Genomic DNA, 22,998 nt, shown 5'->3' on the forward strand with positions numbered 1-22,998 from the left:
GGGAATCAGCTCCGCCGAACGAACCTCGCTGCGTGCTCGACGGTTCGCGCACCTTGAAAACTCCAAGCACCTGCCGGGGTATTGACCGTATCGTGATGCCCCGTGGCCGGACATTCGCATGACAACATCGACTGGGACGAGCACCTGCAGCGACTCCGCGACGGCGACGAGCTGAACGCGCCGGAGATCGCCGGACTCGTCGCCCAGTTGCTGCGCCCGGCCGATCGCACCGTGATCGAGGTCGGTGCCGGGGCGGGCGGGACGGCGGCGGCGTTCGCGGCGGCGCTGGCGGACTCGGGCGGCGAGCTGACCGTCGTGGACACGGCACCGCACCTGCTCGCGGCGGCCGGTGACCGCGTCAGGCGGGTTTCCGACCGGGTGGCGGTCCATGCCGTCCAGGCGGACGCCGCCGAGGACTCGCTGGTCGAAGCCCTCGAACGGGCCGGTGCTCCGGTCCAAGCCGACCTGGTCTTCGCGGCGTTCGTGGTGCACCACCTGCCCGACCAGCTAACCGGGCTGCGCCGCCTGGCGAAGCTGGTGCGCCCGGGCGGGCGGCTGGCGGTCGTCGAGTTCGGGCTCGAAACGAGGGTGCTGCCGCCGGACGTCGGCCTCGGCGAGCCCGGTCTGGAGGCCCGGTTGATCGCCGGTCGCGAGGACTGGTTCCGGCAGATGCGGGCGGAGATGACCGGCTCGGTCCGGCTGCCGATCGGGTGGGGGAAGGCCCTGTCCGAGGTCGGCCTGGCCGAGGTGCGGTCGTGGAGCTACCTCGTGGACCGTCCGGCTCCGGTCTCCGGAGCCGCCCGCCAGGCTGTGCTGCGCCGGTTGCAGTTCCTCCGCCGGGACGCCGAGAACCGCGTCGGAGCGGCGGATCTGGCTGCGCTCGACCAGCTGCTCGACGAGTCGGGCGAGGACTACGCCGGGAACCGCGACGACGTGTACTACCTCACGGCCAACACGGTCCACCTCGGCACCCGACCTTAGATTTAGCGCCTGTTGGTGAATGGTCTGGGTGGGTGGTCGCTTAGCGGAACCTGAGCGGTTCCCTGGACTGCGGGCGCCCCTCCTGATGTATGTCCAATACGCGGCGGAGGGGCCGTCCTCGCCAGAAAACCTCTCAGAACCCGCCGATGGTCGCCTTGGCAAGTGAATGCAAGCGGCTACGCCGCTTCCAAGGCGCGGACGGCATTCGCCGACAGGCGCTTAGGACTGAGGCCGACCAGTGGCCGCAATTTCCCTTCGGAAGATTCAGCGCCGGGGTCAGTCGCTGAAGCCCGGCTGCCAACGGGCGATGATGTCGCGGGCCCCGACCTCTGCGTCGAGCTGGCAGAGGATTCCGGTCGCGCCGAGCGTGACCCGGTGGATCAGCAGGTAGTCCGGCGGCAGGTTCAGCGAGCGCCCGGTCCGGAAGTCCGGGCTGCGCAGGTCGCCGACCCGCTCCGCCTGGCGCTGCAACCAGCGCCGGGTGAAGTGGAACGTCGGCGTCCGGGCCGGGTCCACGAACGGCGCCAGGTAGGCCAGCACGTCCTCGGCCTGGATCTCCCGGTCGCCCTGCACGAACCGCTCCGCTCTCAGCAGGTCCAGCAGCTCCGCGGGCCTGTCCTCCAGCGCGAGCCGGATCATGCGGCCGAACGTCGCGGGCAGGCCGTCGGGCAGCCGGGAGACCGCACCGAAGTCGATCACGCCGAGCTTGCCGTCCGGCAGCAGCATGAAGTTGCCGGGATGTGGGTCGGCGTGCAGCAGGCCCACCCGGGCTGGCGCGGAGTAGTGGAACTCGGCGAGCAGCCGACCCGCCGCATCGCGTTCCGCGCGATCGCCGTCGGCGATGATCCGCGCGTACGGCTTGCCCGTCACCCACTCCGTGACGACCACCTTCGGGGCGCTGGCGACCACGGCCGGCACCCGGACGTCGTCATCGCCGTGGAACACCTTGGCAAACGCCCGCTGGTTGTCGGCCTCGGTGCGGTAGTCGAGTTCCTCGACCATGCGGTCCTGCAGCTCCGCCAGCAGCGGCTTGACCTCGGCGCCTGGTGCCAAGGACTGGAAGAGCCGGGAGAAGCGCATCAGCTGGCGCAGATCGGAGCGCAGCGCCTCGTCCGCGCCGGGGTACTGCACCTTGACGGCAACCTCGCGTCCGTCATGCCAGGTTGCGCGGTGCACCTGCCCGATGCTCGCGGCCGCGGCCGGGGTGTCGTCGAACTCGGCGAAGCGCTTCCGCCACGCGCGCCCGAGCTGCTCGTCAAGCACCCGGTGCACGCTGCTGGCGGGCATCGGCGGGGCCGCCGACTGCAGCTTGGTCAGCGCCTCGCGGTACGGGCCGGCCATCTCGTCCGGCACGGCCGCCTCGAACACGCTCAGGGCCTGGCCGAACTTCATCGCGCCACCCTTGAGCTGGCCCAAGACCGCGAACAATTGCTCCGCGGTCTTCGCCGACAAGTCGGCGCTGATCTCCGCGGGGTTCTGCCCGGTAAGCCGTTTCCCCCAACCAGCGGCCAGGCGGCCTGCGACACCGAGCGGCAGACTGGCGAGTTTCGCGGTGCGGTGTGCTGCCCGGCGGGGGATGTCGGCCACGAATTCTCCTTTGGTGCGCGCAGGAAAACCCTCTCGATGTCCGAAGACTCATTCGAAATCGAGAAGCCCAGTCACATGCTAGAGGTTTCCTGCGGCGCCTTGGACCGTGATCGACGCGTTGGACGCCATGTTTGCGCCACCGGGCGCAGTCGTCGTTCCACCGAACAAGAGGGAGCGAGCTAGCACTTCGAGCCCTGGAACCGCCGATTCGCGCTGAACACGCGTGTATCCCTGCAACGTCCCGGCGCGTGGCCGGTGCGTGTCGAACGCTGGGGCGAAGCGCGTCGGCGGTACGGGCGGGTGGGCGGCCTCGCGGCGGCCCACCCGTGCCCGGTCACGCCTTACCGAGGATGCGGGTCATCTTGGTACCGCAGACCGGGCAGGTGCCCTTGGCCATCCGGCGACCGTTGGTCTCCGAGACCTCACCGGAAAAGTCGCGCTTCTCCCGGCACTTCACGCAGTAGCCGTTGTACGTCTCGGCCACGGCTCCCCTCCTTCATCTCGTGATCCAGCGTCGTCGCTGGGTCGTCTGCGGCCCTCCTCCGGGCGGCTGGGGGAACGGTACATGTGGATCATTCGACATGCATGCATTAAGAGCATCGCATGTTCGACTTAACGGAGTAATCCCTCGGGGGGTTTACGATGCGTAGACGCTGAGGATCGGCTCACAGGGGGAACCGTTTGTCGGGGCCACTCGCTAAGGTCCACTCCCGTGGCTGAACCCCAGGTCGAGGTGCGCCGCAGCAAGCGCCGCCGGCAGACGGTGAGCGCGTATCGCGACGGCGACAAGATCGTGGTGCTGCTTCCGGCGCGGATGAGCCGAGCGGAGGAAAAGCGCTGGGTGGCGGACATGCTCAGCCGCCTGCAGCGCAGTGAGACGCGTCGGCGCTCGCCCGCGCGGGAATCCGACGAGGCGCTGTTCGAGCGGTGCGGCGAGCTGTCCGCGAAGTACCTCGACGGCCGCGCGCAACCGCAGGGTGTCCGGTGGGTGCCACCGATGCGCACGAGGTGGGCTTCCTGCACGCCGGCCGATGCCACCATTCGGGTAAGTCAGCGCCTCCGAGATGTACCTGGATGGGTGCTCGATTACGTGCTTGTGCACGAGCTGGCGCACCTGCTGGTGCCTGGCCACGGCGCCGACTTCTGGAAGTGGGTGCGCCGGTACCCGAAGACCGAACGGGCCATCGGCTACCTCGAAGGCCTCTCGGCGGCCGCCCAGCTCGGCATCGGTCTGGACGACGACGCGGACGACGACGCCGAAGCGCCGGTGGGCTGCTGAGGGCCCGCGCAGCTTCGGCACGTCACGCGGCTTCACCGCGGGTGGGTCAGCCGTGAGGCGCCTGAGGTTCTGCCACCCTGCACCGCTAGCCGAGTTGAAGCCGAGCCGATCTGTGCAGGACAGGGGCACCTCCGGACTTCCGGAGGTGCCCATCCGCTCGCAGCGTGCCGGGGCTCAGCTCCCGTCGCGCTTCGACGAGTCGTCGCCCCCGTCGTCGCCCTCGTCGTCGGACTTCGCCGCCTCGTCCGCCTCGGCGCGGCGGATCGCGGCGATCGGGTCGTCCAGGTCTGCCGAACCCGCGCCCCAGCGGTCGGCGAAGTCCAGCGGCTCGTCCAGGTCCGAGCTGTCCGGCAGCAGGTCAGGGTGGTCCCAGACCCGGTCCCGGCTGTCGATGCCGTGCCGCTCCGTCATCAGCCGCCACAGGTTCGCGGCGTCCCGCATCCGGCGGGGCCGCAGTTCCAGGCCGATGAGCGTGGCGAAGGTCTGCTCCGCCGGTCCGCCGCTGGCCCGCCGCCGCCGGACGGTTTCGCCCAGCGCGCCGGCGCCCGGCAGCCGCTCGCTGACGGCGTACGCGACGACCACGTCGACCCAGCCCTCGACCAGCGCCAGCAACGTCTCCAGCCGGTTCAACGCGGCCTGCTGCTCGGGGGTGGTCTTCGGCTCGAGGACACCGGAGCCCATCAGCTCCTCCATCGAGCTCGGGTTGGCTGGATCGATCTTCCCGGCCAGGTCCTCCAGCGCCGCGGTGTCGATGTGGATGCCGCGGGAGTACTCCTCCACGGTCGCCAGCAGCCGCTGGCCGAGCCACGGGACGTGGCTGAACAGGCGGTGGTGCGCGGCCTCGCGGGCGGCGAGGAACACGGTCGCCTCGCTGATCGGCCGGTCCAGGCCTTCGATGAAGCGCTCGATGTTGGCGGGCAGCAGGGCGGCGGTACCGGCGGGGCCCAGCGGCAGGCCGACGTCGGTGGACGTCAGCACCTCGCCGCCGAGTTGGGCCAAGCCGTTGCCCAGCTGCGAGCCGAAGGTCATTCCGCCCATCTGCCCGAGCATCGACAGCAGCGGGCCGGCGGCCTGCTTCGCCTCCTCGGGCAGCGCCTCCAGCCAGGCGCTGGACATCCGCTGCGCGACCGGGTCGCACAGCCGCTGCCAGGTGGGCAGGGTCTTCTCCACCCAGTCCACCGACGACCAGGTCTGCACCGAGCGGACTCCGGCGGGCAGCGAGGTGGTGGCGTCCAGCCACAGCTCGGCTAGCCGGACCGCGTCCTCGATCGCCTTCACCTGGTCCTGGCTGGGGCGCTCGGTGCGCTGGTTGTTGTGCAGTTGCTGCACCGCGAGTTGCTTGGCGAGCTCGTAGTTCACCGGGCCGGAGCCACCGCTGCCGGAGTGGCTGAGCGCCTGGCCGAGTTGGGTCAGCATCTGGCCGAGCTGGCCGATGTCGAAGTTCGGCATGCCGCCCGGTCCGGGCATGCCGCCGAAACCGAAACCGGGGAAGTCTCCGGGGTTTCCGGCGCCGCCCTCAGAGCGGCCTTGCGACGAGTCGCCCTTGTCAGGATCGTCGGGGTCCTGCGAGCTGAACCCGAACGGCAAGTTGGTCATAGTTCCACCGTACGCGGCAAGCGCCGCCTCACAGAAGGTGTCCGAAGCTCGCTCGCCGCGAACACCTAAAAGGTTCACGGGTGGCATGCCGACGCGATGCGGCGTGCGGGGGTGGGAAGAACACTGCCGGCTCTGACCACCGGAGGCCGTGGCCGGTTTTCGCTGGTCAGGGCCTGCGGGCCGTGCGGTCTGAACACGCCGTGGAGGCGAACACGTACGCTGTCACCTCGTGAACCGCCGCACGTGGACGCTGCTGACAAGCGTCGTACTGGTAGTCGTCTTCGGCTTGCTCGGCGCGTTCGTCCGGGTGCCCTACGTGGCGCTCGGGCCGGGGCCGACCTACGACACCCTCGGGCTCGACGGGAACGTTCCGGTCATCAGCATCGACGGTCAGCAGACCTTCCCGACCGGTGGCCATCTGAACATGACGACGGTGTCGGTGACCGATCAGCTGTCGTTGTTCGGCGCGCTGGGGCTGTGGGTGAGCGGCCGGTACGCGCTGGCGCCGCGCGAGCTGTACTTCCCGCCGGACAAGAGCGAGCAGCAGATCGAGCAGGAGAACACCAAGGCGTTCAACGACTCGCAGACCACGGCCGAGACCGCAGCCCTGCGCTACCTCGGTTATCCGACGAAGGTGCTGGCCGGCGAGATCGTCAAGGGGAGCCCGGCGGACGGCGTGCTGGAACCCGGCGATCACCTGCTGTCGGCCAACGGCAAGCCGGTGACCGACCCGGCGGCGCTGCGGGCGGCGCTCGTCGGCACCAAGCCCGGTGACCGGGCGGAGATCCGGTTCCGGCACGCGGACCAGCCCGAACAGGTCGCGGACGTGCAGCTGGGCGCGAACCCGGGCGGCGACCCGCAGGGCTTCCTGGGGGTCGCCGCGATCGAGCGGCCGGATGTCAACTTCGACATCAAGATCAGCCTGGCCGACGTGGGCGGCCCGTCGGCGGGGCTGATGTTCAGCCTGGCGATCATCGACAAGCTGACCCCGGGCGAGCTCAACGGCGGCAAGTTCGTCGCGGGCACCGGGGAGATCAGCCCGACCGGTCAGGTCGGGGCGATCGGCGGCATCCCGTTCAAGATGGTCAAGGCACGCGAAGCGGGCGCGACGACCTTCCTGGTGCCGGCGGACAACTGCGCCGAGGCCAAGTCGCAGGCCCCGGAGGGGCTGCAGCTCGCCAAGGTCGCCACCCTCGACGACGCGACCAAGGCCCTCGAAGAAGTGCGCAACGGGCAGGTCCCGGCCAGCTGCTGACCGGTTTCAACGGGGATCAGCGCGCTGGCCCCCGTTGAAGCCGGAAGGGTCACTCCGCGAATGTGGCGTGGAGGGCTGTGAGCAGGTTCGGGGCGAGCGACGGGTCTTGGATGACCTCGCCGCCGGATTCCGCGCTGGGCGCGCGCAGGCGCATCACGCACGCTTCGCCGCCGTCTCGCAGTACCGCCGCGACCAGTCGCGCCTCGCGGCGCTCCGGGTGCTCCGCGGCGATCTGCCGAGCCTCCTCGGCGTCGCCCGGCAGCTCCGCTTCCGCTTCCGGCGGGAGCACCACGATCTCCTGCACGAGCGCGCAGCCGGACACCTGCTCCGGCCACTCGATGCGGCCCAGCGCCTCGGCGAGGTCTTCGGCGGGCAGCGCCTCCTGCGCGATCGGGGTCAGCGGCGCGTTCGGGTCGAGCTGGTCGGCCAGCCCTGGTTCGGCGGCCAGCAGGCGGCCGGTGGACACGAGGGCGAACACCTGGGCGGGCTGGTCCCAGCCCGCGGCGTCGACGAACTCCTCGATCTCGCGGGCGGCCGACGTCAGCGCCGCGGCCAGGTCTTCGGGGGTCTCCGGTGGCATGCCGACATGGTCGCACCGCCGGGGTCGGCGCCTCCCGTCGGCCGAACCGATGACCTGCGAAAGATGTCCGCTTAATCCAGTTCGCGAAGCCGCTTCCAGGAACTTCTCGATGGGGACGTAGAGTTGAACATCACGAGGGCGGCCGTCCGCCGGTATCGCCCAAGGCCTGCTGATCGTCACCAGGAGCGTGCGTTGTGGCCATGCGGCCCCCGGTAGGAATGCCGAAACTATCCCGGCGTAGCCGGATCCTGCTGATCCTGGGCGGCATCGTGCTGGTCGCCCTGATCGCCGGATCGCGATTGCTGGGCACCTACGTGGACTGGCTGTGGTTCGGTGAGGTCGGCTACCGACAGGTCTTCACCACTCAACTGGCGTCCCGGGCCGGACTGGGGGTGGCCGCGGCCGTCTTCCTCGGCGGCGTGCTGGCCCTGAACCTCTGGCTGGCCTTCCGCAACCGGCCGGTGTTCGTGCCGGTCAGCGGGCCGGACGATCCGCTGGCCCGGTACCGCACCGTCGCCACCGAGCGCTCCCGCCTCTTCGGGCTCGGGGTGCCGATCGTGGTGGGCGTAATCGGCGGACTCGCCGCGCAGGCCGACTGGCAGACCTTGCAGCTGTTCCTCAACAGCGTTCCGTTCGGGCAGGTCGATCCCGAGTTCGGCAAGGACATCAGCTTCTACGCCTTCGAGCTGCCGTTCTGGCGGTTCCTGCTGTCGTGGGGATTCATCGCGGTCACCGTGTCCTTCATCGGCGCGCTGATCACGCACTACATCTTCGGCGGCATTCGGCTGGCGGGCCGCTCCGGGCAGCTGTCCATGCCCGCGCGCGTCCAGCTGGCCGTGCTGGCGGGCCTGTTCGTGCTGTTCAAGGCGGTCGACTACTTCCTGGACCGCTACGACCTGCTGCTGTCCTCGCGCAACCCGCTGTTCACCGGTGCCAGCTACACCGACCTGAACGCGGTGATGCCCGCGAAGCTGATCCTGATGTGCATCGCGGTGTTCTGCGCCATCGCGTTCTTCGCCGTGATCTTCCTGAAGAACCTGCAGATCCCGGCGCTGGCAACGGTGCTGCTGGTGCTCTCCAGCGTGGTGGTCGGCGCGGTCTGGCCGGCGCTGATGGAGCAGTTCTCGGTGCGCCCCAACGCGAACCAGCGGGAGGCGCAGTCGATCGAGCGCAACCTGGCGGCGACGAAGGCGGCGTTCAACATCGGCGAGCCCAACGTCGAGTTCGTCGACTACCCGGGCCGGACCCAGCTGCAGCCCAGCGATGTGGCCGCGGACAAGGGCACGATCCCGAACATCCGGTTGCTCGACCCGAACGTGCTGGCCCCGACGTTCACCCAGCTGACCCAGCAGTACAACTTCTACGGGTTCACCGACAAGCTGGACGTCGACCGGTACCGGGACACCAACGGCAACCTGCGGGATTATCTCGTCGCGCTGCGCGAGATCAACACCGACGGCCTGGCCGTGAACCAGCAGAACTGGATCAACCGGCACACTGTCTACACGCACGGCAACGGCTTCGTCGCCGCGCCGGCCGACCGGGTGGACTCGACGTTCAAGGAGGGCGCCACCCAGGGTGGCTACCCGGTCTTCCAGATCAGCGACGTGGCCAACAACGGCCAGGGCGCGATCCCGGTCAAGCAGCCGCGGGTGTACTACGGCGAGCTGGTGGGGCGCAACGACTACGCGATCGTCGGCGGCAGCCCCGGTGAGGCGCCGCGCGAGTACGACACCGACCAGCAGCAGTACACCTACACGGGCGCGGGCGGTGTCCCCGTCGGCAGCCTGTTCCAGCGCATGGTGTTCGCCGCCAACTACGGCGAGCGGAACTTCCTGTTCAGCGGTGCGATCGGGGACAACTCCAAGATCATCTACGAGCGGAACCCGCGGGACCGGGTGCAGAAGGTTGCGCCGTGGCTCAAGCTCGACGGCGACCCGTACCCGGCCGTGGTCGACGGCAAGGTCAAGTGGATCGTCGACGGCTACACGACGCTGAACAACTACCCGTACTCGGAGCTAACCGAGCTCGGTGCGGCCACCAACGACACCCTCACCGGTGTCGAGCGGCAGCCCAACCAGCAGATCAACTACATCCGCAACTCGGTGAAGGCGACCGTCGATGCCTACGACGGCACCGTCGACCTCTACTCGGTCGACGACAGGGACCCGGTCCTCAAGGCCTGGGAAGGCGTCTTCCCGGGTGTGGTCAAGCCGCAGAGCGCGATCAGCCCCGAGCTGCGCGACCACTTCCGGTACCCGGAGGACATCTTCAAGGTGCAGCGGACGCTGCTCACCCAGTACCACGTCGACAACCCGGGCGACTTCTTCTCCAGCCAGACCTTCTGGCAGGTGCCGTCCGACCCGACCGGCCGCGGTAACGCCGCCACGACCGCGGGGCAGCAGCCCCCGTACTACGTGCTCGCCCAGGTCCAGGGCCAGGACAGGCCCGAGTTCCAGCTGACCAGCGCGCTCACCGCGCTGCGCCGCGAAAACCTGGCGGCCTGGGTCTCGGCGTCCTCCGAGCCCAACAGCTACGGCAAGCTCACGGTGCTGCGGCTGCCGACCAACAACTCGACACCGGGCCCGAACCAGGTCCAGAACCAGATGGAGTCGACGCCCGCGGTCACCGAGAACCGGACGCTGTTCAACAACCCGAACGTGACCGCGATCTTCGGCAACCTGCTGACCCTCCCGGTCGCGGGCGGTCTGCTCTACGTCGAACCGATCTACATCCAGCGCAACGAGCAGAACTCCTACCCTCAGCTGGCGCGGGTGCTGGTGTCCTTCGGCGGCAAGGTCGGGTTCTCCGAGACCCTGGCCGGAGCGCTGGAGCAGGTGTTCGGTTCCGGGGCGGGGCAGGCCACCAACCCGGGCCAGAACGGCCAGCAGCCGCCGTCGGCGCAGAACCAGCAGCCGCCGATGCCCGGCAGCACCCCCCAGCTGTCCCAGGCGGTGACGGACATCCGGGCGGCCCTGGAGCACGTCCGGGCGGCCCAGCAGTCCGGCAACTTCGCCGACCTCGGCGCGGCTTACCAGCAGCTCGACGACGCGGTCAAGCGGTTCGAGCAGGCGCAGGGCAGCGGCGGCTGATCGACGCCGACGACCGGGGCGGGGATCGTGCAGGCGGTCCCCGCCCCGTCGCTTTTCCGGGGTACCGATCGAGTGCGAATGCCGTGCGTCACTTCTGTGGCCAGGCGATTTGCAATACGCTTCATCGCCCCGTAAGGTTGGGTACACAACGACGCGGGGTGGAGCAGCTCGGTAGCTCGCTGGGCTCATAACCCAGAGGTCGCAGGTTCGAATCCTGTCCCCGCTACCATTCCGGTGTTCAAGCCCCCGACTTTGTCGGGGGCTTTTCCCGTTGTCCTTATTTCTTTACGGGGGCCGAGCCCCCGTAGGCCCCCACGGTGCGGTGGTCGCTCTTCGTTGGCTTCCCGCTTTGGGGAGCGTTCCCGGCCTGGGTTCTGGACCAGCCTTTTCGTTCGGTGTGTTCGGGCTGGGGTGGCGGCTTGCGGTGGACTTTGCGTTGGGTGGTTTTCGGCGCTTGGGCCTGTTGGGTGGTCGTTGTCGGCTTGGTTTTTGGATTTTTGCTGGTGGGGTGAGGTTTCGAGGTTTGGGGGACCCCCTTGTTCCGGGAGTTTTGGGGGTGTGTAGAGTACTCCGTACAAGAGAAAAACGCAGACGGCGCGGGGTGGAGCAGCTCGGTAGCTCGCTGGGCTCATAACCCAGAGGTCGCAGGTTCGAATCCTGTCCCCGCTACTAATGGTAAAGCCCCCGACTTAGGTCGGGGGCTTTACCGTTTGCTTGGGTCTTCCGGTTATTTGAGGCCTTCGGCCCATTGGCGGGCGCAGGTCGGGGAGCAGACCCTTCCTTCTCCCCGCACCACTCCTGACGGGCGCATCGCTCGTCCGCACACCATGCAGGCGTCTGTTTCGCCTTCTCTCTGCACGGGTACCAGTGACCTGGCTCGTTTGGCTTGTTCGGTGACCTTGTTGGTCATCTTCGTCTTGCTCTCGTTGACCTTGGTGCGCAACCAGCTGCGATGCACGCCCAGCACCTCCTGAATCGGCCGCTCATCGGCCGCCAACTTGTCGGCCAAATGCAGATTGCTAGTGACTTGCCGTAGTGGTGCGGCTCCGCAACGTGATAGCACCTCATTGCGCCGCGAAGACCCCCCATCCAGGCGAACCGGGCGAATCCTCGTCGCAATACGTGCAGACATGCGACCGCGAACGTGTGCGCCCCGTGTCCGGTGCCGCCGCCCCGCCAGTCGTCTGGAGCGCGCGCCAATGGCGCAATCGTTCGTCCACTTGGACCAGTCCATTGCAACCACTGTGGACAGAACTGGGGACCACTGTGGACAGCGACGCGAAGGCATGGCACCGTGGAAGTTGTGACCGAGCTGAATGCGACATCCGCTGCCCTGTTGGGACTACTGCACGAAGGTCCGAAGACCGGTGGCCAGCTGGTTGCTGCCGCCACCGAGCGCTTCGGAGGGTTCTTCAGCGTGACCCGCAGCCAGGTATACCGCGAGCTGCCCGCGCTGACCGACGCCGGCCTGCTGCGCCTCGGCAAGCAGGGGCCGCGCTCCAGCCAGCAGTACGCGATCACGGCCGCCGGCAAGCGCGCCTTCAAGTCGTGGCTGAACACCGAGCCGGGGCCGGACAACGTCCGCAGCCCGCTGATCCTCCGGCTCGTCTACTCGGGTTCCCTGACGCCGAAGCAGCGATCCGGGCTGGTCGAGTCGGCCCGAGCCCAGTACGCGGTGAAGATGGACGAGGCGAAGAACGCGGCCAAGGCCGTGACCGACCCGTACGAGAAGGCGGCCGCGGACTTCACCGTGTCCTACAACCGGGCGATCATCAAGCTGCTGGACTCGATTCCGGACTGAGTTCCCGGGCCGAACCGTCGTGAGTGGCGGGGGTCACCTCGATGGCCAGAACCACTCACGGCGGAAACGGGCCGTCCTCGTGGGCGGCCCGTGCTCGGTGAAGTACGCTGAGCACTGTGAATCCCGACGTCGCTGCCTCGCTCAAAGAACTGGCCAACACCCTCGAAGGCATCGAGAGCGTGATGGATCTGGCCGCGCTGCGCGCGAAGATCGGTGAGCTCGAGGCCGAGGCCGCCAAGCCGGATCTGTGGGACGACGTCGAGCACGCGCAGCGGGTCAGCAGCCAGCTCGTGCACCGCCAGGCCGAACTGCGCAAGATCACCGAGCTGCGGCAGCGCCTCGAAGACCTCGAAGTGCTCTACGAGCTCAGCGAAGACGAAGGCGATTCGGCCGGGCTGTCCGAGGCCGACGAGGAGCGGGACCGCCTCAAGAAGGACCTCGAAGCCCTCGAGGTGCGCACGCTGCTCTCCGGCGAGTACGACCAGCGCGAGGCGATGGTGACCATCCGCGCCGAGGCCGGCGGCGTCGACGCGGCCGACTTCGCCGAGATGCTGATGCGGATGTACCTGCGCTGGGCCGAACGGCACTCCTACCCGGCGGAGGTCTACGACACCTCCTACGCCGAAGAAGCTGGCCTGAAGTCGGCCACGTTCCGGGTCAACGCCCCCTACGCCTACGGCACTCTCTCGGTCGAGCAGGGCACCCACCGGCTGGTGCGGATCTCGCCGTTCGACAACCAGGGCCGGCGGCAGACCTCCTTCGCCGGCGTCGAGGTGCTGCCGGCCGTGGAGGAGACCGACCACGTCGACATCCCGGAGAAGGACATCCGGGTCGACGTCTTCCGCTCCTCGGGCCCCGGCGGGCAGAGTGTGAACACCACCGACTCCGCCGTGCGCATCACGCACATCCCGACCGGCATCGTGGTGTCCTGCCAGAACGAGAAGTCGCAGCTGCAGAACAAGGCCGCCGCGATGCGCGTCCTGCAGTCCAAGCTGCTGGCCCGCAAGAAGGAGGAGGAGCGCGCCGAGCTGGACGCCCTCAAGGACAGCGGGTCGAGCTGGGGCAACCAGATGCGCTCCTACGTGCTGCACCCGTACCAGATGGTCAAGGACCTGCGCACCGAGCACGAGGTCGGCAACCCCGACGCGGTGCTAGACGGCGACATCGACGGATTCCTGGAGGCCGGCATCCGCTGGCGCCGCCAGCAACAGAGCGTGGCCTGACCAGTACCGCGCGCAGGGCCCTGACCGGCGACGAACCCGCAGGTGATCGCCGGTACAGCCGCCGGTCTGGGTGAGTGATGTCCCCCTAACGGTCGCAGGTAAACTCACGCCCCGTGATCCGCCTTGAGCACGTGTCCAAGACGTACAAGACGTCGACCAGGCCCGCTCTCGACGATGTCTCGGTGGGCATCGAAAAGGGCGAGTTCGTGTTCCTCATCGGGCCTTCCGGGTCCGGCAAGTCGACGTTCATGCGGCTGCTGCTGCGCGAGGACGTGCCCACCCGCGGACGGGTCTTCGTCGCCGACTGGAACGTCGCGAAACTGCCGCGGCGCCGCGTCCCGCGGCTGCGCCAGCGCATCGGCTGCGTGTTCCAGGACTTCCGGCTCCTGAACAACAAGACCGTCGCGGAGAACGTCGCGTTCGCGCTGGAAGTGATCGGCAAGCCCCGCAACGACATCCGCCGCGTGGTGCCCCAGGTGCTGCAGCTGGTCGGCCTGGAGGGCAAGGCCGACCGGATGCCCCACGAGCTCTCCGGTGGTGAGCAGCAGCGCGTCGCGATCGCGCGGGCCTTCGTCAACCGGCCGCTGGTGCTGCTCTGCGACGAGCCGACCGGAAACCTCGACCCCGACACCAGCCAGGACATCATGTTGCTGCTGGAGCGGATCAACCGCACCGGCACCACGGTGGTCATGGCCACGCACGACCACTCCATCGTCGACTCGATGCGGCGCCGCGTCGTCGAGCTCAGCCTCGGCCGGGTCGTCCGCGACGATGCCCGCGGCGTCTACGGCGTCGGCCGCTAGGGAGTGTTTCGAAATTGGTTTGCGTAGCGGTGCGGGTGGCGGAACCTCAGAGGCCACCTCGCTTTGGGATCCCCGGCATCATGAATGCCATTCACCACGTCGGGGCTGTCCTCGCGAGGAGACATCTGAGAACCCGCGGCGGTGCGAGTTGATTCCCACACCGCAAGCGGCTACCGCCGCTTATAAGACACGACCTAGCCCCGACGGCACCCGACCCGCACCCGAGGACAAAACCCCCGACCGGCAGGAAAGCTGACACAAGATGCGCGCGAGCTTCGTATTCAGCGAGGTCGTCAACGGCCTTCGGCGCAACGTGACGATGACCATCGCGATGATCCTGACGACCGCCATCTCGGTCGGTCTGCTCGGCGGCGGTCTCCTCGTGGTCCGGATGATCGACAAGATGCAGGAGACCTACCAGGACCGCGTCGAGGTCGTGGTGTTCATGACCGACGACGTCAGCGCCAACGACAACGACTGCACCCAGCAGCCCTGCGCGAACATCATGGCCGACCTCAAGCGCGTGCCCGGCGTGGAGTCGGTGGCCTTCGAGAACCGGCAGAAGGCGTTCGAGAACTTCAACAAGGTCTTCGAGTCGCAGCCTGAGCTGCGCGACGTCGCCCGTGCCGAGGCGATGCCGGCCTCGCTGCGCGTCAAGCTGTCCGACCAGGAGCGCTTCCCGGCGCTTCAGCAGCAGTTCAGCGGGCGTCCCGGTGTGGACAGCGTCGTCAACCAGGCCGATTATCTCAACCGGCTGTTCGACGGGCTCAATGTCGTCCGCAATGGCGCGTTCTTCATCGCGCTGGTCCAGGCGCTCGCCGCGCTGCTGCTGATTTCCAACACGATCCAGCTTTCGGCGTTCACCCGGCGCACTGAGACCGGCATCATGCGCTTGGTGGGTGCCACTCGCTGGTACACGCAGTTGCCGTTCTTGCTGGAGGCGGTGGTCTCCGGTCTGATCGGTGCGTTCCTGGGGATCATCGGCCTCGTCATCATCAAGGTGGCATTCCTCGACCGGGCCCTGTCGCCGGTGTTCGGCACCGGCATCATCCCCCGCGTGGAATGGGGCGACATCGCCCTGGTCTCGCCGATCCTGCTGCTCGTCGCGGCGGCCGTCTCGGCAGTCACCGGCTACGTCACCCTCCGCCTCTACGTCCGGCTGTAGAGGCTGTTTCCAGGCTCGTCCTGCGTTGCGGTGCGGGTAGCGAGCGGGACCTCAGACGCCGCCTGGTCTCCGGGATCCCGACAAAGATCAGCGGCTGTAGCGGGATTACCGGTACCGCGGTTCGAGTTGCGAACGGCGGTACCGAAAGTCACGTGACACGAAAGCTAGAGTTGTTCGTATGGTGAAGGAACGCGGCCGCAAGGTCATCGCGCAGAACCGCAAGGCGCGGCACGACTGGGCGGTGCTGGACACCTACGAGACCGGCATCGTGCTGACCGGCACCGAGGTCAAGAGCCTGCGGCAGGGCAAGGCGCAGCTGGTCGACGGATTCGCCACCGTCGACGACGGCGAGGTCTGGCTGCGCAACGTGCACATCCCCGAGTACACCGAGGGGACGTGGACCAACCACGAGCCGCGCCGGTCCCGCAAACTGCTGCTGCATAAGCACGAGATCCTCCGGCTGATCGGCAAGATCAAGGAGAGCGGGCTGAGCCTGATCCCGATGTCGCTGTACTTCAGCGACGGCAAGGCGAAGGTCGAACTCGCCCTCGCGCGAGGCAAGAAGGCCCACGACAAGCGGCAGGACCTGGCCAAGCGCGACGCGGACAGGGAGATGCAGAAGGCCATCGGGCGCGCGCGCAAGGGCATGCGGTAGTGCCGCCGCGCAACGATGCGGAGGTGCCGGCCTGGACGGCCGAGTTGGGGCTGCGCGGGCTGGTCGACATCCACACGCACTTCCTGCCGGAGCGGGTGCTGCGCAAGGTCTGGGCCTACTTCGACGAGGGGACCACGCATTACGGCTTCGAGTGGCCGATCCACTACCGGCACACCGAGGAAGCCCGGATCCAGGCGCTCCGCGATCTCGGGGTGACGACTTTCGCGCCGCTGGTCTACGCGCACCGGCCGGGCATGGCGGCCTGGCTGACCGACTGGGCGCTCGACTTCGCCGACCGCACCCCTGACGCGGTGCCGACGGCGACGATCTTCCCGGAACCCTCGGTCGCGGACTACCTGGCCAAAGCGGTCGATGCCGGTGCGCGGTGCGTGAAGGCGCACGTCCAGGTCGGTGCTTTCGACCCGCGCGACGCATTGCTCGATCCCGCGTGGGGGTTGCTGGCTGAGGCGGGTGTGCCGGTCGTGGTGCATTGCGGCGACGGTCCGCGGAAGGGCGAGCACACCGGGCTCGACGTGTTCGAGGGCGTACTCCGGCGCCACCCGCGACTGGTCGCGGTGCTGGCGCACGCGGGAATGCCCGACTACGCGGCGGCGCTGGACCTCGTGGACCGCTATCCCGGCGTGCACCTCGACACCACGATGGTTGGCGTCGCCTTCACCGAGCGAATCGCTCCGCTGCCCGCGGACTGGTCGGCCAGGCTGGCCGCGCACGCTGACCGGATCGTGCTGGGCACCGACTTCCCGAATATCCCCTATCCGTACGCCGAGCAGCTCGCGGCCATCGCGAGCTGGGCCGAAGCCGACGACCGGCTCGGCGCGGACTTCCTGCGCGCCGTGCTGCATGGCACGCCGTCCAGGCTGCTCGGGCTAGGAACTTGATCGTTTGAGGGATATGGGAATGATCGCCGGGAAGCGAAGCGTTATGCTGGTGTACACCGGTTCGAAGGCCGAGCCGGCGGCAAGGGGGTGAACGGTTTCGACTCCGTACGTTGATCCAAGGGAAGCGTGCCGGTGCAGGCGGAAGACCACCGTGAGCGTCGCCGCAATTGAATAAGCGCCGACAAGAGTCAGCGCGAGTTCGCCCTCGCCGCCTGAGCGAGGAGCGACTCTGTCGGACCGGGATTGCCTCCGACCCGGGATCCGGCATCAGCTAGGAGGCTCTTACCGCCAGGTCCGGTCGCGGGACCTGGCGGGACATCTAACAGCGACTGGGCTTGTCACACCGGCTAGTTCGCGAGACCGGTGAAGCCGAGCAGAGACACAGCGGACTGCGCACGGAGAAGTCTTGGTGAGGCGACGGAGGACCCGGGTTCGATTCCCGGCACCTCCACTTCGAGAGCTAGGAGAGCCCTGTCTGCGGAAAGCGCAGACGGGGCTCTCTTCGTTGTGTTGGCCGGGGGGCCGAGCCCCCCGAGACCCCCCACGGTGCGGTGGTGGGGTTGCGTCGGCTTCTTGCGTTGCGGAGCGTTCCCGGTCTGCTCTCGGACCAGCCTTCCGTTTGATTCCCGGCACCTCTGCGTGAGTGAGGTGCGCTGCTTGCGTGGGGCGCTTGGCTATTTCTCTTCCGCATCCTTTTTGGGGGCGAGTCTCCGTCCCCCACGGCGCGGTGGTGGGGTTGCGTGGGTTTCTTGCGTTGGGGGCCGTTCCGGGCCTGGTTGGCGACCAGCCCTCGTCACGGCGTCGAGGACGAGTCCTGAGGCGCCTGGGGGCTGGGGGCCTGGGGGCCTGGGGGGTCGCGTTTCAGGGCCCGTGAGCGTTTTTGGTTGCTATAGCGCCTAAAAGTACTCACGGGCCCCACTTGGCCGAGCCTTCGGCAACGGGGTGACGCTGCCGGTAGGCCCGAAGTCTTTGGGTTGCCATAGGTGCCCAAAGGGCTCGCGGGCCCGTCAGGTCAGGAGGGCTGCCCAGGGGTCTACCGGGACGACTCGGGTGCTTCGGCCCTGGTCGTCGAGGATGCGTCCGTGGACCTTCGTCGTCCGCAGGACCAATTTGCGGTCCACCACCTTGGCGTCGGGGTGTTCGTGGGCGATTCGGATCAGCAGTTCGTCCAGGTGGTTCAGGGAGCGCAGGCCCACGATCAGGCCCAGGTTCGTCGGGCTCGTCACCGCCGCGCAGTGCCGGGTTTCCGGCCAGCTGCCCAGGGATTTGCCGATGCGTTGCACCTCGGTGTCGGGAACCGTCAGCCACAGCAGCGCCATCGTGTGCCAGCCCGCCAGCGGGCGGGCCACGTCGCAGCGGAATGTTATGTTGCCGTGCCGGCGGAGCCGGTCGAGGCGGCGCTTCACAGCCTGTGGCGAGGCGTTCAGCTCGCTTGCCAAACTTGCGTAGCTGCGGCGGCCGTCGTGGCCGAGCGCCAGGAACAGGGCGCGGTCGGCGGCGCCGAACGGCCGGATGTCCCGCGGCGGCGGACCCACGGACTCCCGGACCTGCTCGGCCTGGCTGTGGTTCATCACGCCCAGCCGCCAGATGATGCCGCCGAAGGTGCTTCCGAAGACGTGGCTGCGGACCTTGGTGACCTCCTTCGGCAGCGGCAGGGTCCGCAGCAGCACGTTGGAGATCGCACCCAGCGTCGGCGCCATGACGAGCGCGAACACCTGGTACTCGCCGGTGGTCACGCCGACGGTGATCACGTGCGGCAACTCCGCGAGCCGCTCGGCGACCTGCACCGCACTACCCGGTGCGCAGGCGAACTCGACGGTCGCGCCCTTCGAGGAGCTGTTGCCCAGCGCCACGGTGATCCAGGCGGCACCGGCGTCGGTCAGCCGCTGCCAGCGGCGGGCCAGCGTGATGGGCGCCAGCTCCAGCACCTCGGCAAGCGCGGTCCAGCTCGCTCGCGGGTTGATCTGCAGGGCGTCTACCAGCGCGAGATCCACTTCGTCCAGCACCCGGCACCCTCCTCGCTCATGACGGCCGTGTGACGGCTGCGTCGTTTTCCAACATTCAAACCGGGACAGGCACGGATATCCATCGTTATGCGATTCTTGTGATGAGGTTTCTCCGACGCTGCTTCGCATGGTTGGCGGCGAGCAGCAATTTGAACTGGTCCTGGCGGGCGTGCGGGTGATCGACCCGGAAACCGGGTGCGTGATGCTCGCGTTCGTCGTCTGGAAGACGCTGGCCGACACCCTGACCAGGCGAAGTGGCTCAGCGCCGAGGAGAAGGAACTGCTGCGCCGGGACCTCGCGGTGGACCGGGACGAGGGGACGCGCAGCTTCCGGGAGGTGCTCCGCGACCCGCGGGTGTACGCCCTGGCGATCGGGTACTTCTGCCTGATCAGCGGCCTGTACGCGGTGAGCTTCTGGCTGCCGATGATCCTGAAGGAGAACGGGCTCACCGACACCGTCAGGATCGGCCTGTACTCGGCGCTGCCGTACGCGTTCGCGATCGTGCTGATGGTCGTGCTGGGGCGGCGCTCGACCGCACCGGTGAACGCCGCCTGCACAGCTCGATCACGGCGCTGATCAGCGTCGTCGCGCTCGCGGTTGCGGCCTTCACGGCCAGCAGCTTCGCGGTTTCGCTGATCGCCATCGTCGTCGCGACGGCGTGCATGTGGCGTCGTACACGGTGTTCTGGGCGATGCCGTCGACGTACCTGAAGGGCACGGCCGCGGCCGGTGGGATCGCGCTGATCACAGCATCGGCCGCTCGGCGGTTTCCTCAGCCCGACGCCGATCGGTTTCGTCAAGGACGCCAACGGAAGCATGGTGGTGGGCCTGCTCTCGATGGTCGCTGCTGCTGATCGGCAGCCTCGCGATCTACGCCAACCGGCTCCCGGCGAGATGAGGCCGGACCTGCCGGTGCCTGGAGATCAGGCGGGCGGTCAGTACGAGGAGCTGGCACAGCGGTGACGGGAAGCCTAGGACCAGACCGGTGGCGATGTCGATCAGCGGCGCCGCCACCGCCGCCGCGAAGACCCGGTTCGAGGCGGTCGGCAGCTTCGCCTTCGGGGCCCAGGAGGTGCGGCGCCAGGGCTTGGCGATGGACAACCACGCCTGGAAGGCGATCGCCGAGACCATCAGCGCGGTGCCGACGAGCAGCGCTGGCGGCGGGGTGGCCAGGCCTGCCCGGGCGGCTTCGGCCGAGCCTTCCAACGCGTCGGAGAGGATGAAGATCCCGGCGTAGAGCTGGACGACGGTGATCGCGAACTTCACCAGGACCCACCAGTTCCGGAAGAAGCCCCAGGCCGTGGACGCCGCGAGCATGAAGCCGGTGAACGCCGCGGCGTTCGCGAACGGGGCGAGCAGGTGCGTGTCCACCACGTGCGCCATCGAGGTCGCGCCGATCCGGACCGCGAGGTCGTCACTGGTGAAACTCGTTGCCAGCAGGGTGAAAAGCGCCAGCGCCTGCGCCATCCAGCCCACCGAGGTGATCACGTGCAGCCAAACGACGGCCTGCCGCCAACGCTGCGAGGTTCCTTTCGACACGGACACCAGGGTTGCGGGTCGCCTAGCCCGCGGACATCCGGTGGCACCCCGGGAATCACCCTGATCCGGCCCCTTAGCCGGGTGGATTTGGTCCAGGCGCCCGGGGTCAGTGCTTGGGCAGCAGCCGCACCGCGGCGAGGAAACCGACGGCGGCCACCACCGCCACCGCGATCGCGTATGCGTTGGCCGTCACGCCCAGACCGACCTGCGTCACGGCGACTCCCGCCGCCACCGTGGGAAGGCTGAAGGCCGAGTAGTTGACCGTGTAGACCGTCGCGAACAGGGCTGCGCGCCGGTTCGGTTCGGCGAGCCGGGACACGCTGCCGAAGGCGCCCAGGAACGCGCCGCCAAAGCCGAACCCGGTGATCATCGTGCTGGCGAAGAACAACGGCGCCGAAGTCGCGGCCAGCGCGGCGAGGGTGCCGAGCAGCCCGACCAGCAGGAGCGGCGAGCCCGCGATGATCGCGGCGCGCGGGTTCCGCCGGCGGAACACCAGCGAGCCGATCGCGCTCGTCCCCATCAGGCAGCAGACCACGAACCCGCCCACCAGGTGGTTGTTGATGCCGAGCAGTTCGATGGCCAGGGACGGGCCGAGCGACATGTAGAAACCGGTCATGGACCAGGTGGTGATGAGAATCGGCACCACGGCGAGGAATCGGCCGTGGGCGTTGCCCGGGACGCCGAACTCCGGCCGTAGCGAGGCCAGGGCGCCGGGCCGCCGCGGCGACGTCTCGGGCATCAGCGCGACGCCAACGGCCCCCGCCGCGCACGCCGCGAGGAGCAGCACGTAGACCAGGGTGGTCGGGGCGGGCGCGTACTCGACGAGCAGGCCCGAGCCGATCGCGCCGGCCCCGAGGCCGATGCCCGGGGTGGCGGTGTTGATCAGCGGGGCGAGTTGCGGGCGGAGGTCCACCAGGCAGGCACTGGTCGCGCCCGTCGCCAAACCCGTTGCGGTTCCTTGCAAGATGCGTGCGGCCAGCAGCCAGCCGCTGCCGTCGGCGGCGATGAACGCGACCATGGCGACGGTGATGGCGAGCGCGGCGAGCAGCGCCGGGCGGCGACCGACGTGGTCGGAGAGAGCGCCGACGGTGACGAGCGCGGCGAGCAGCGCGATCGCGTAGACCGCGAAGATCACCGTCAGCGTGATCGCGGAGAAGCGCCATTCGGCCTGGTAGACGGAGTAGAGAGGGGACGGGGCCGCGGCAGCGCACATGAACGTCAGCAGTGTGGCGGCGAGGGTCCAGAACGCGGCGGCGCGCGATAAGCGCCCGGGCTGGTCAGGCGCGCTGACCTGGGGAGCATGCGGGACAGCGGTCAAGGTTTCTCCTAAGTGGTCGCGCACGTCGCCGGGAACGGGGTGAGCGCCAGTCAGGACACCCAACCTGCGCGGGTTCTGGGATCGACTCGTGGGAGACGCCTTGCGGCGAAGGAGAATTCCCGTTCTGGCGCCGATCCCACATGCTGGTCGGGACCCGCACCCTCTACGACGAGGCGACCGCGTGGTCGCACCGGACCGAGAAGGCTGCTGCTTGACATTCAAGCTCCTGGTTTGTCTTTGAGCATTTTCATCCTGGTCGATCTGCCGCCGCGACACCTGAAGTCCCGCGATACAGGGGCTGCCGTAAGCGGCGTAGCTGCCTTGGCCCACCCTCGCAACCGGCACCGCACCGCACCGCAACGCAAGAAGAGGTTGGAAACGCTCAAAGAAATCGTCCAGGCCAGGTGTTCAGAAGGTGCCGCCGCCGGCGTGGATCATCTGGCCGGTGACCCACCGGCTGTCTTCGGAGGCCAGGAACGCCGCGATGTCGGCGATGTCGGCGGGCTCGGCGATGCGGCCCAGCGGGGTCTGCGCGGCCATCTGCTCGAGGACCGATTCGGGCTGCAGTTCGGCCAGGGCATCGGTGCGGGTTGCGCCGGGTCGCACGCTGTTCACGGTGATCCGGCGCGGTCCGAGTTCCTTCGCCAGCACTCGCACCAGCTGGTCGCCAGCGGCCTTGGCCGCGCCGTAGAGGCCGGTGCCGGGCCGGTTCGCCGCCGTGACACCGCTGGAGATGACCACGATCCGGCCGCCGTCGCGCAGCCGGTTCGCCGCCTCTCGCAGGGCCGTGAAGGTGGCGCGGGCGTTGGTGTCGAACAGCACGTCGAAGTCCTCGTCGGAGGCCTCGGCGACGGGCGAGAAGCGGGCGGTGCCGACGTTGTTCACCAGCACGTCGAGGCCGCCGAAATGCCGTTGTGCAGCGTCGAACAGGTCGCGCAGCTGCGCGGGGTCGGTGACGTCGGCCTGCACCGCTGTCGCTCGCCCGCTACTGGCCTCGATCTTGGCGACGACCTCGTCAGCGGCGGCCCGGTCGGCTCGGTAGTTGACGACCACGCTCATGCCGTCGGCGCCGAGCCGCTCGGCGATGGCCCGGCCGATGCCGCGCGAGCTTCCCGTCACCAGGGCAACCTTGCTCAAGTCCGCCTCCGCTGGTCGATGTCATCATCAGTCGAAATGCTCGACTAAATTTGTCGAGAATGTCAACCGTCGAGGTAACCTGC

The 22,998-nt window shown here is 68.4% G+C and carries 20 protein-coding genes, 2 tRNA genes and 1 other RNA gene; 14 read left to right on the forward strand and 9 right to left on the reverse strand.

The features are described 5' to 3' along the window. Positions 1-102 precede the first annotated feature (102 nt). Positions 103-981 carry a class I SAM-dependent methyltransferase gene (locus tag FDZ84_RS17170; RefSeq protein WP_168586733.1) on the forward strand — a complete coding sequence of 293 codons (879 nt, stop codon included), beginning with the start codon at positions 103-105 and terminating at the stop codon, positions 979-981. Positions 982-1,257: 276 nt separating this feature from the next. Here the strand turns inward: FDZ84_RS17170 and FDZ84_RS17175 are convergent, their stop codons facing one another. Both FDZ84_RS17175 and FDZ84_RS17180 read right to left on the reverse strand, forming a co-directional pair. Then, on the reverse strand, positions 1,258-2,568 hold the full coding sequence (locus FDZ84_RS17175; RefSeq protein ID WP_168586734.1) for an AarF/ABC1/UbiB kinase family protein: 1,311 nt from the start codon (positions 2,566-2,568) through the stop codon (positions 1,258-1,260). 334 nt (positions 2,569-2,902) lie between these two features. Further along, a complete protein-coding gene (locus FDZ84_RS17180) occupies positions 2,903-3,052 on the reverse strand; it encodes a DUF5679 domain-containing protein (RefSeq protein ID WP_010693945.1) in 150 nt (49 codons plus the stop codon). A 228-nt stretch (positions 3,053-3,280) separates the two neighbouring features. On the opposite strand from FDZ84_RS17180, the gene FDZ84_RS17185 reads away from it, so the two are divergent. Continuing rightward, positions 3,281-3,847, forward strand: a complete 567-nt coding sequence (locus FDZ84_RS17185) for a M48 family metallopeptidase (RefSeq protein WP_168586735.1) — start codon at positions 3,281-3,283, stop codon at positions 3,845-3,847. A gap of 174 nt (positions 3,848-4,021) precedes the next feature. On the opposite strand, the gene FDZ84_RS17190 is transcribed toward FDZ84_RS17185, so the two are convergent. Further along, positions 4,022-5,443, reverse strand: coding sequence for a zinc-dependent metalloprotease (locus FDZ84_RS17190; protein WP_168586736.1), 1,422 nt, complete (start codon positions 5,441-5,443; stop codon positions 4,022-4,024). Positions 5,444-5,672: 229 nt separating this feature from the next. On the opposite strand from FDZ84_RS17190, the gene FDZ84_RS17195 reads away from it, so the two are divergent. Further along, positions 5,673-6,698, forward strand: coding sequence for a PDZ domain-containing protein (locus FDZ84_RS17195; protein WP_168586737.1), 1,026 nt, complete (start codon positions 5,673-5,675; stop codon positions 6,696-6,698). 49 nt (positions 6,699-6,747) lie between these two features. On the opposite strand, the gene FDZ84_RS17200 is transcribed toward FDZ84_RS17195, so the two are convergent. Further along, complete coding sequence (locus FDZ84_RS17200) at positions 6,748-7,278, reverse strand: PPA1309 family protein (RefSeq protein ID WP_168586738.1); 531 nt, start codon at positions 7,276-7,278, stop codon at positions 6,748-6,750. Positions 7,279-7,478: 200 nt separating this feature from the next. On the opposite strand from FDZ84_RS17200, the gene FDZ84_RS17205 reads away from it, so the two are divergent. From FDZ84_RS17205 to FDZ84_RS17215, 3 genes are all read left to right on the forward strand, one after another. Next, positions 7,479-10,370, forward strand: coding sequence for a UPF0182 family protein (locus FDZ84_RS17205; protein ID WP_168590138.1), 2,892 nt, complete (start codon positions 7,479-7,481; stop codon positions 10,368-10,370). 152 nt (positions 10,371-10,522) lie between these two features. After that, positions 10,523-10,599, forward strand: a tRNA-Met gene (locus tag FDZ84_RS17210). A 366-nt stretch (positions 10,600-10,965) separates the two neighbouring features. After that, positions 10,966-11,039: transfer RNA gene (locus FDZ84_RS17215), tRNA-Met, on the forward strand. A 58-nt stretch (positions 11,040-11,097) separates the two neighbouring features. Here FDZ84_RS17215 and FDZ84_RS17220 read toward each other — a convergent pair. Next, positions 11,098-11,379 carry a hypothetical protein gene (locus tag FDZ84_RS17220; protein WP_246869064.1) on the reverse strand — a complete coding sequence of 94 codons (282 nt, stop codon included), beginning with the start codon at positions 11,377-11,379 and terminating at the stop codon, positions 11,098-11,100. Between the two features lie 294 nt (positions 11,380-11,673). Here FDZ84_RS17220 and FDZ84_RS17225 point away from each other — a divergent pair, with 294 nt between their 5' ends. The 7 genes from FDZ84_RS17225 to ssrA all read left to right on the forward strand — a co-directional run bounded on the left by FDZ84_RS17225 (position 11,674) and on the right by ssrA (position 17,370). Then, positions 11,674-12,171 (forward strand): PadR family transcriptional regulator, encoded by a 498-nt coding sequence (locus FDZ84_RS17225; protein WP_168586739.1) that lies wholly within the window; start codon positions 11,674-11,676, stop codon positions 12,169-12,171. A gap of 116 nt (positions 12,172-12,287) precedes the next feature. Beyond that, positions 12,288-13,394, forward strand: a complete 1,107-nt coding sequence (gene prfB, locus FDZ84_RS17230; RefSeq protein ID WP_168586740.1) for a peptide chain release factor 2 — start codon at positions 12,288-12,290, stop codon at positions 13,392-13,394. A 113-nt stretch (positions 13,395-13,507) separates the two neighbouring features. Continuing rightward, positions 13,508-14,197: a cell division ATP-binding protein FtsE gene (gene ftsE / locus FDZ84_RS17235; RefSeq protein WP_168586741.1), complete on the forward strand. Its 690-nt coding sequence runs from the start codon at positions 13,508-13,510 to the stop codon at positions 14,195-14,197. Between the two features lie 262 nt (positions 14,198-14,459). Beyond that, positions 14,460-15,362 (forward strand): permease-like cell division protein FtsX, encoded by a 903-nt coding sequence (gene ftsX / locus FDZ84_RS17240; protein WP_168586742.1) that lies wholly within the window; start codon positions 14,460-14,462, stop codon positions 15,360-15,362. A gap of 178 nt (positions 15,363-15,540) precedes the next feature. Beyond that, complete coding sequence (gene smpB, locus FDZ84_RS17245) at positions 15,541-16,017, forward strand: SsrA-binding protein SmpB (protein ID WP_010693918.1); 477 nt, start codon at positions 15,541-15,543, stop codon at positions 16,015-16,017. After that, positions 16,017-16,916, forward strand: coding sequence for an amidohydrolase family protein (locus FDZ84_RS17250; RefSeq protein WP_168586743.1), 900 nt, complete (start codon positions 16,017-16,019; stop codon positions 16,914-16,916). The genes smpB and FDZ84_RS17250 overlap by 1 nt, the downstream gene beginning before the upstream one ends. Before the next feature lie 83 nt (positions 16,917-16,999). Beyond that, positions 17,000-17,370, forward strand: a transfer-messenger RNA (tmRNA) gene (gene ssrA / locus FDZ84_RS17255). Between the two features lie 553 nt (positions 17,371-17,923). On the opposite strand, the gene FDZ84_RS17260 is transcribed toward ssrA, so the two are convergent. After that, complete coding sequence (locus FDZ84_RS17260; RefSeq protein ID WP_168586744.1) at positions 17,924-18,922, reverse strand: Lrp/AsnC family transcriptional regulator; 999 nt, start codon at positions 18,920-18,922, stop codon at positions 17,924-17,926. A 195-nt stretch (positions 18,923-19,117) separates the two neighbouring features. Between FDZ84_RS17260 and FDZ84_RS17265 the strand changes: the two genes are divergently transcribed. Continuing rightward, positions 19,118-19,498, forward strand: coding sequence for a hypothetical protein (locus FDZ84_RS17265; RefSeq protein ID WP_168586745.1), 381 nt, complete (start codon positions 19,118-19,120; stop codon positions 19,496-19,498). Positions 19,499-19,791: 293 nt separating this feature from the next. On the opposite strand, the gene FDZ84_RS17270 is transcribed toward FDZ84_RS17265, so the two are convergent. From FDZ84_RS17270 to FDZ84_RS17280, 3 genes are all read right to left on the reverse strand, one after another. Then, positions 19,792-20,466, reverse strand: coding sequence for a hypothetical protein (locus FDZ84_RS17270; RefSeq protein WP_168586746.1), 675 nt, complete (start codon positions 20,464-20,466; stop codon positions 19,792-19,794). Positions 20,467-20,566: 100 nt separating this feature from the next. Beyond that, positions 20,567-21,778, reverse strand: coding sequence for an MFS transporter (locus tag FDZ84_RS17275; protein ID WP_246869065.1), 1,212 nt, complete (start codon positions 21,776-21,778; stop codon positions 20,567-20,569). A 408-nt stretch (positions 21,779-22,186) separates the two neighbouring features. After that, positions 22,187-22,915 (reverse strand): SDR family oxidoreductase, encoded by a 729-nt coding sequence (locus FDZ84_RS17280; RefSeq protein ID WP_168586747.1) that lies wholly within the window; start codon positions 22,913-22,915, stop codon positions 22,187-22,189. Between the last annotated feature and the right edge of the window lie 83 nt (positions 22,916-22,998).

The organism is Saccharopolyspora sp. ASAGF58 (assembly GCF_012277335.1).
In the GTDB taxonomy this organism is placed as follows: domain Bacteria; phylum Actinomycetota; class Actinomycetes; order Mycobacteriales; family Pseudonocardiaceae; genus Saccharopolyspora; species Saccharopolyspora hattusasensis.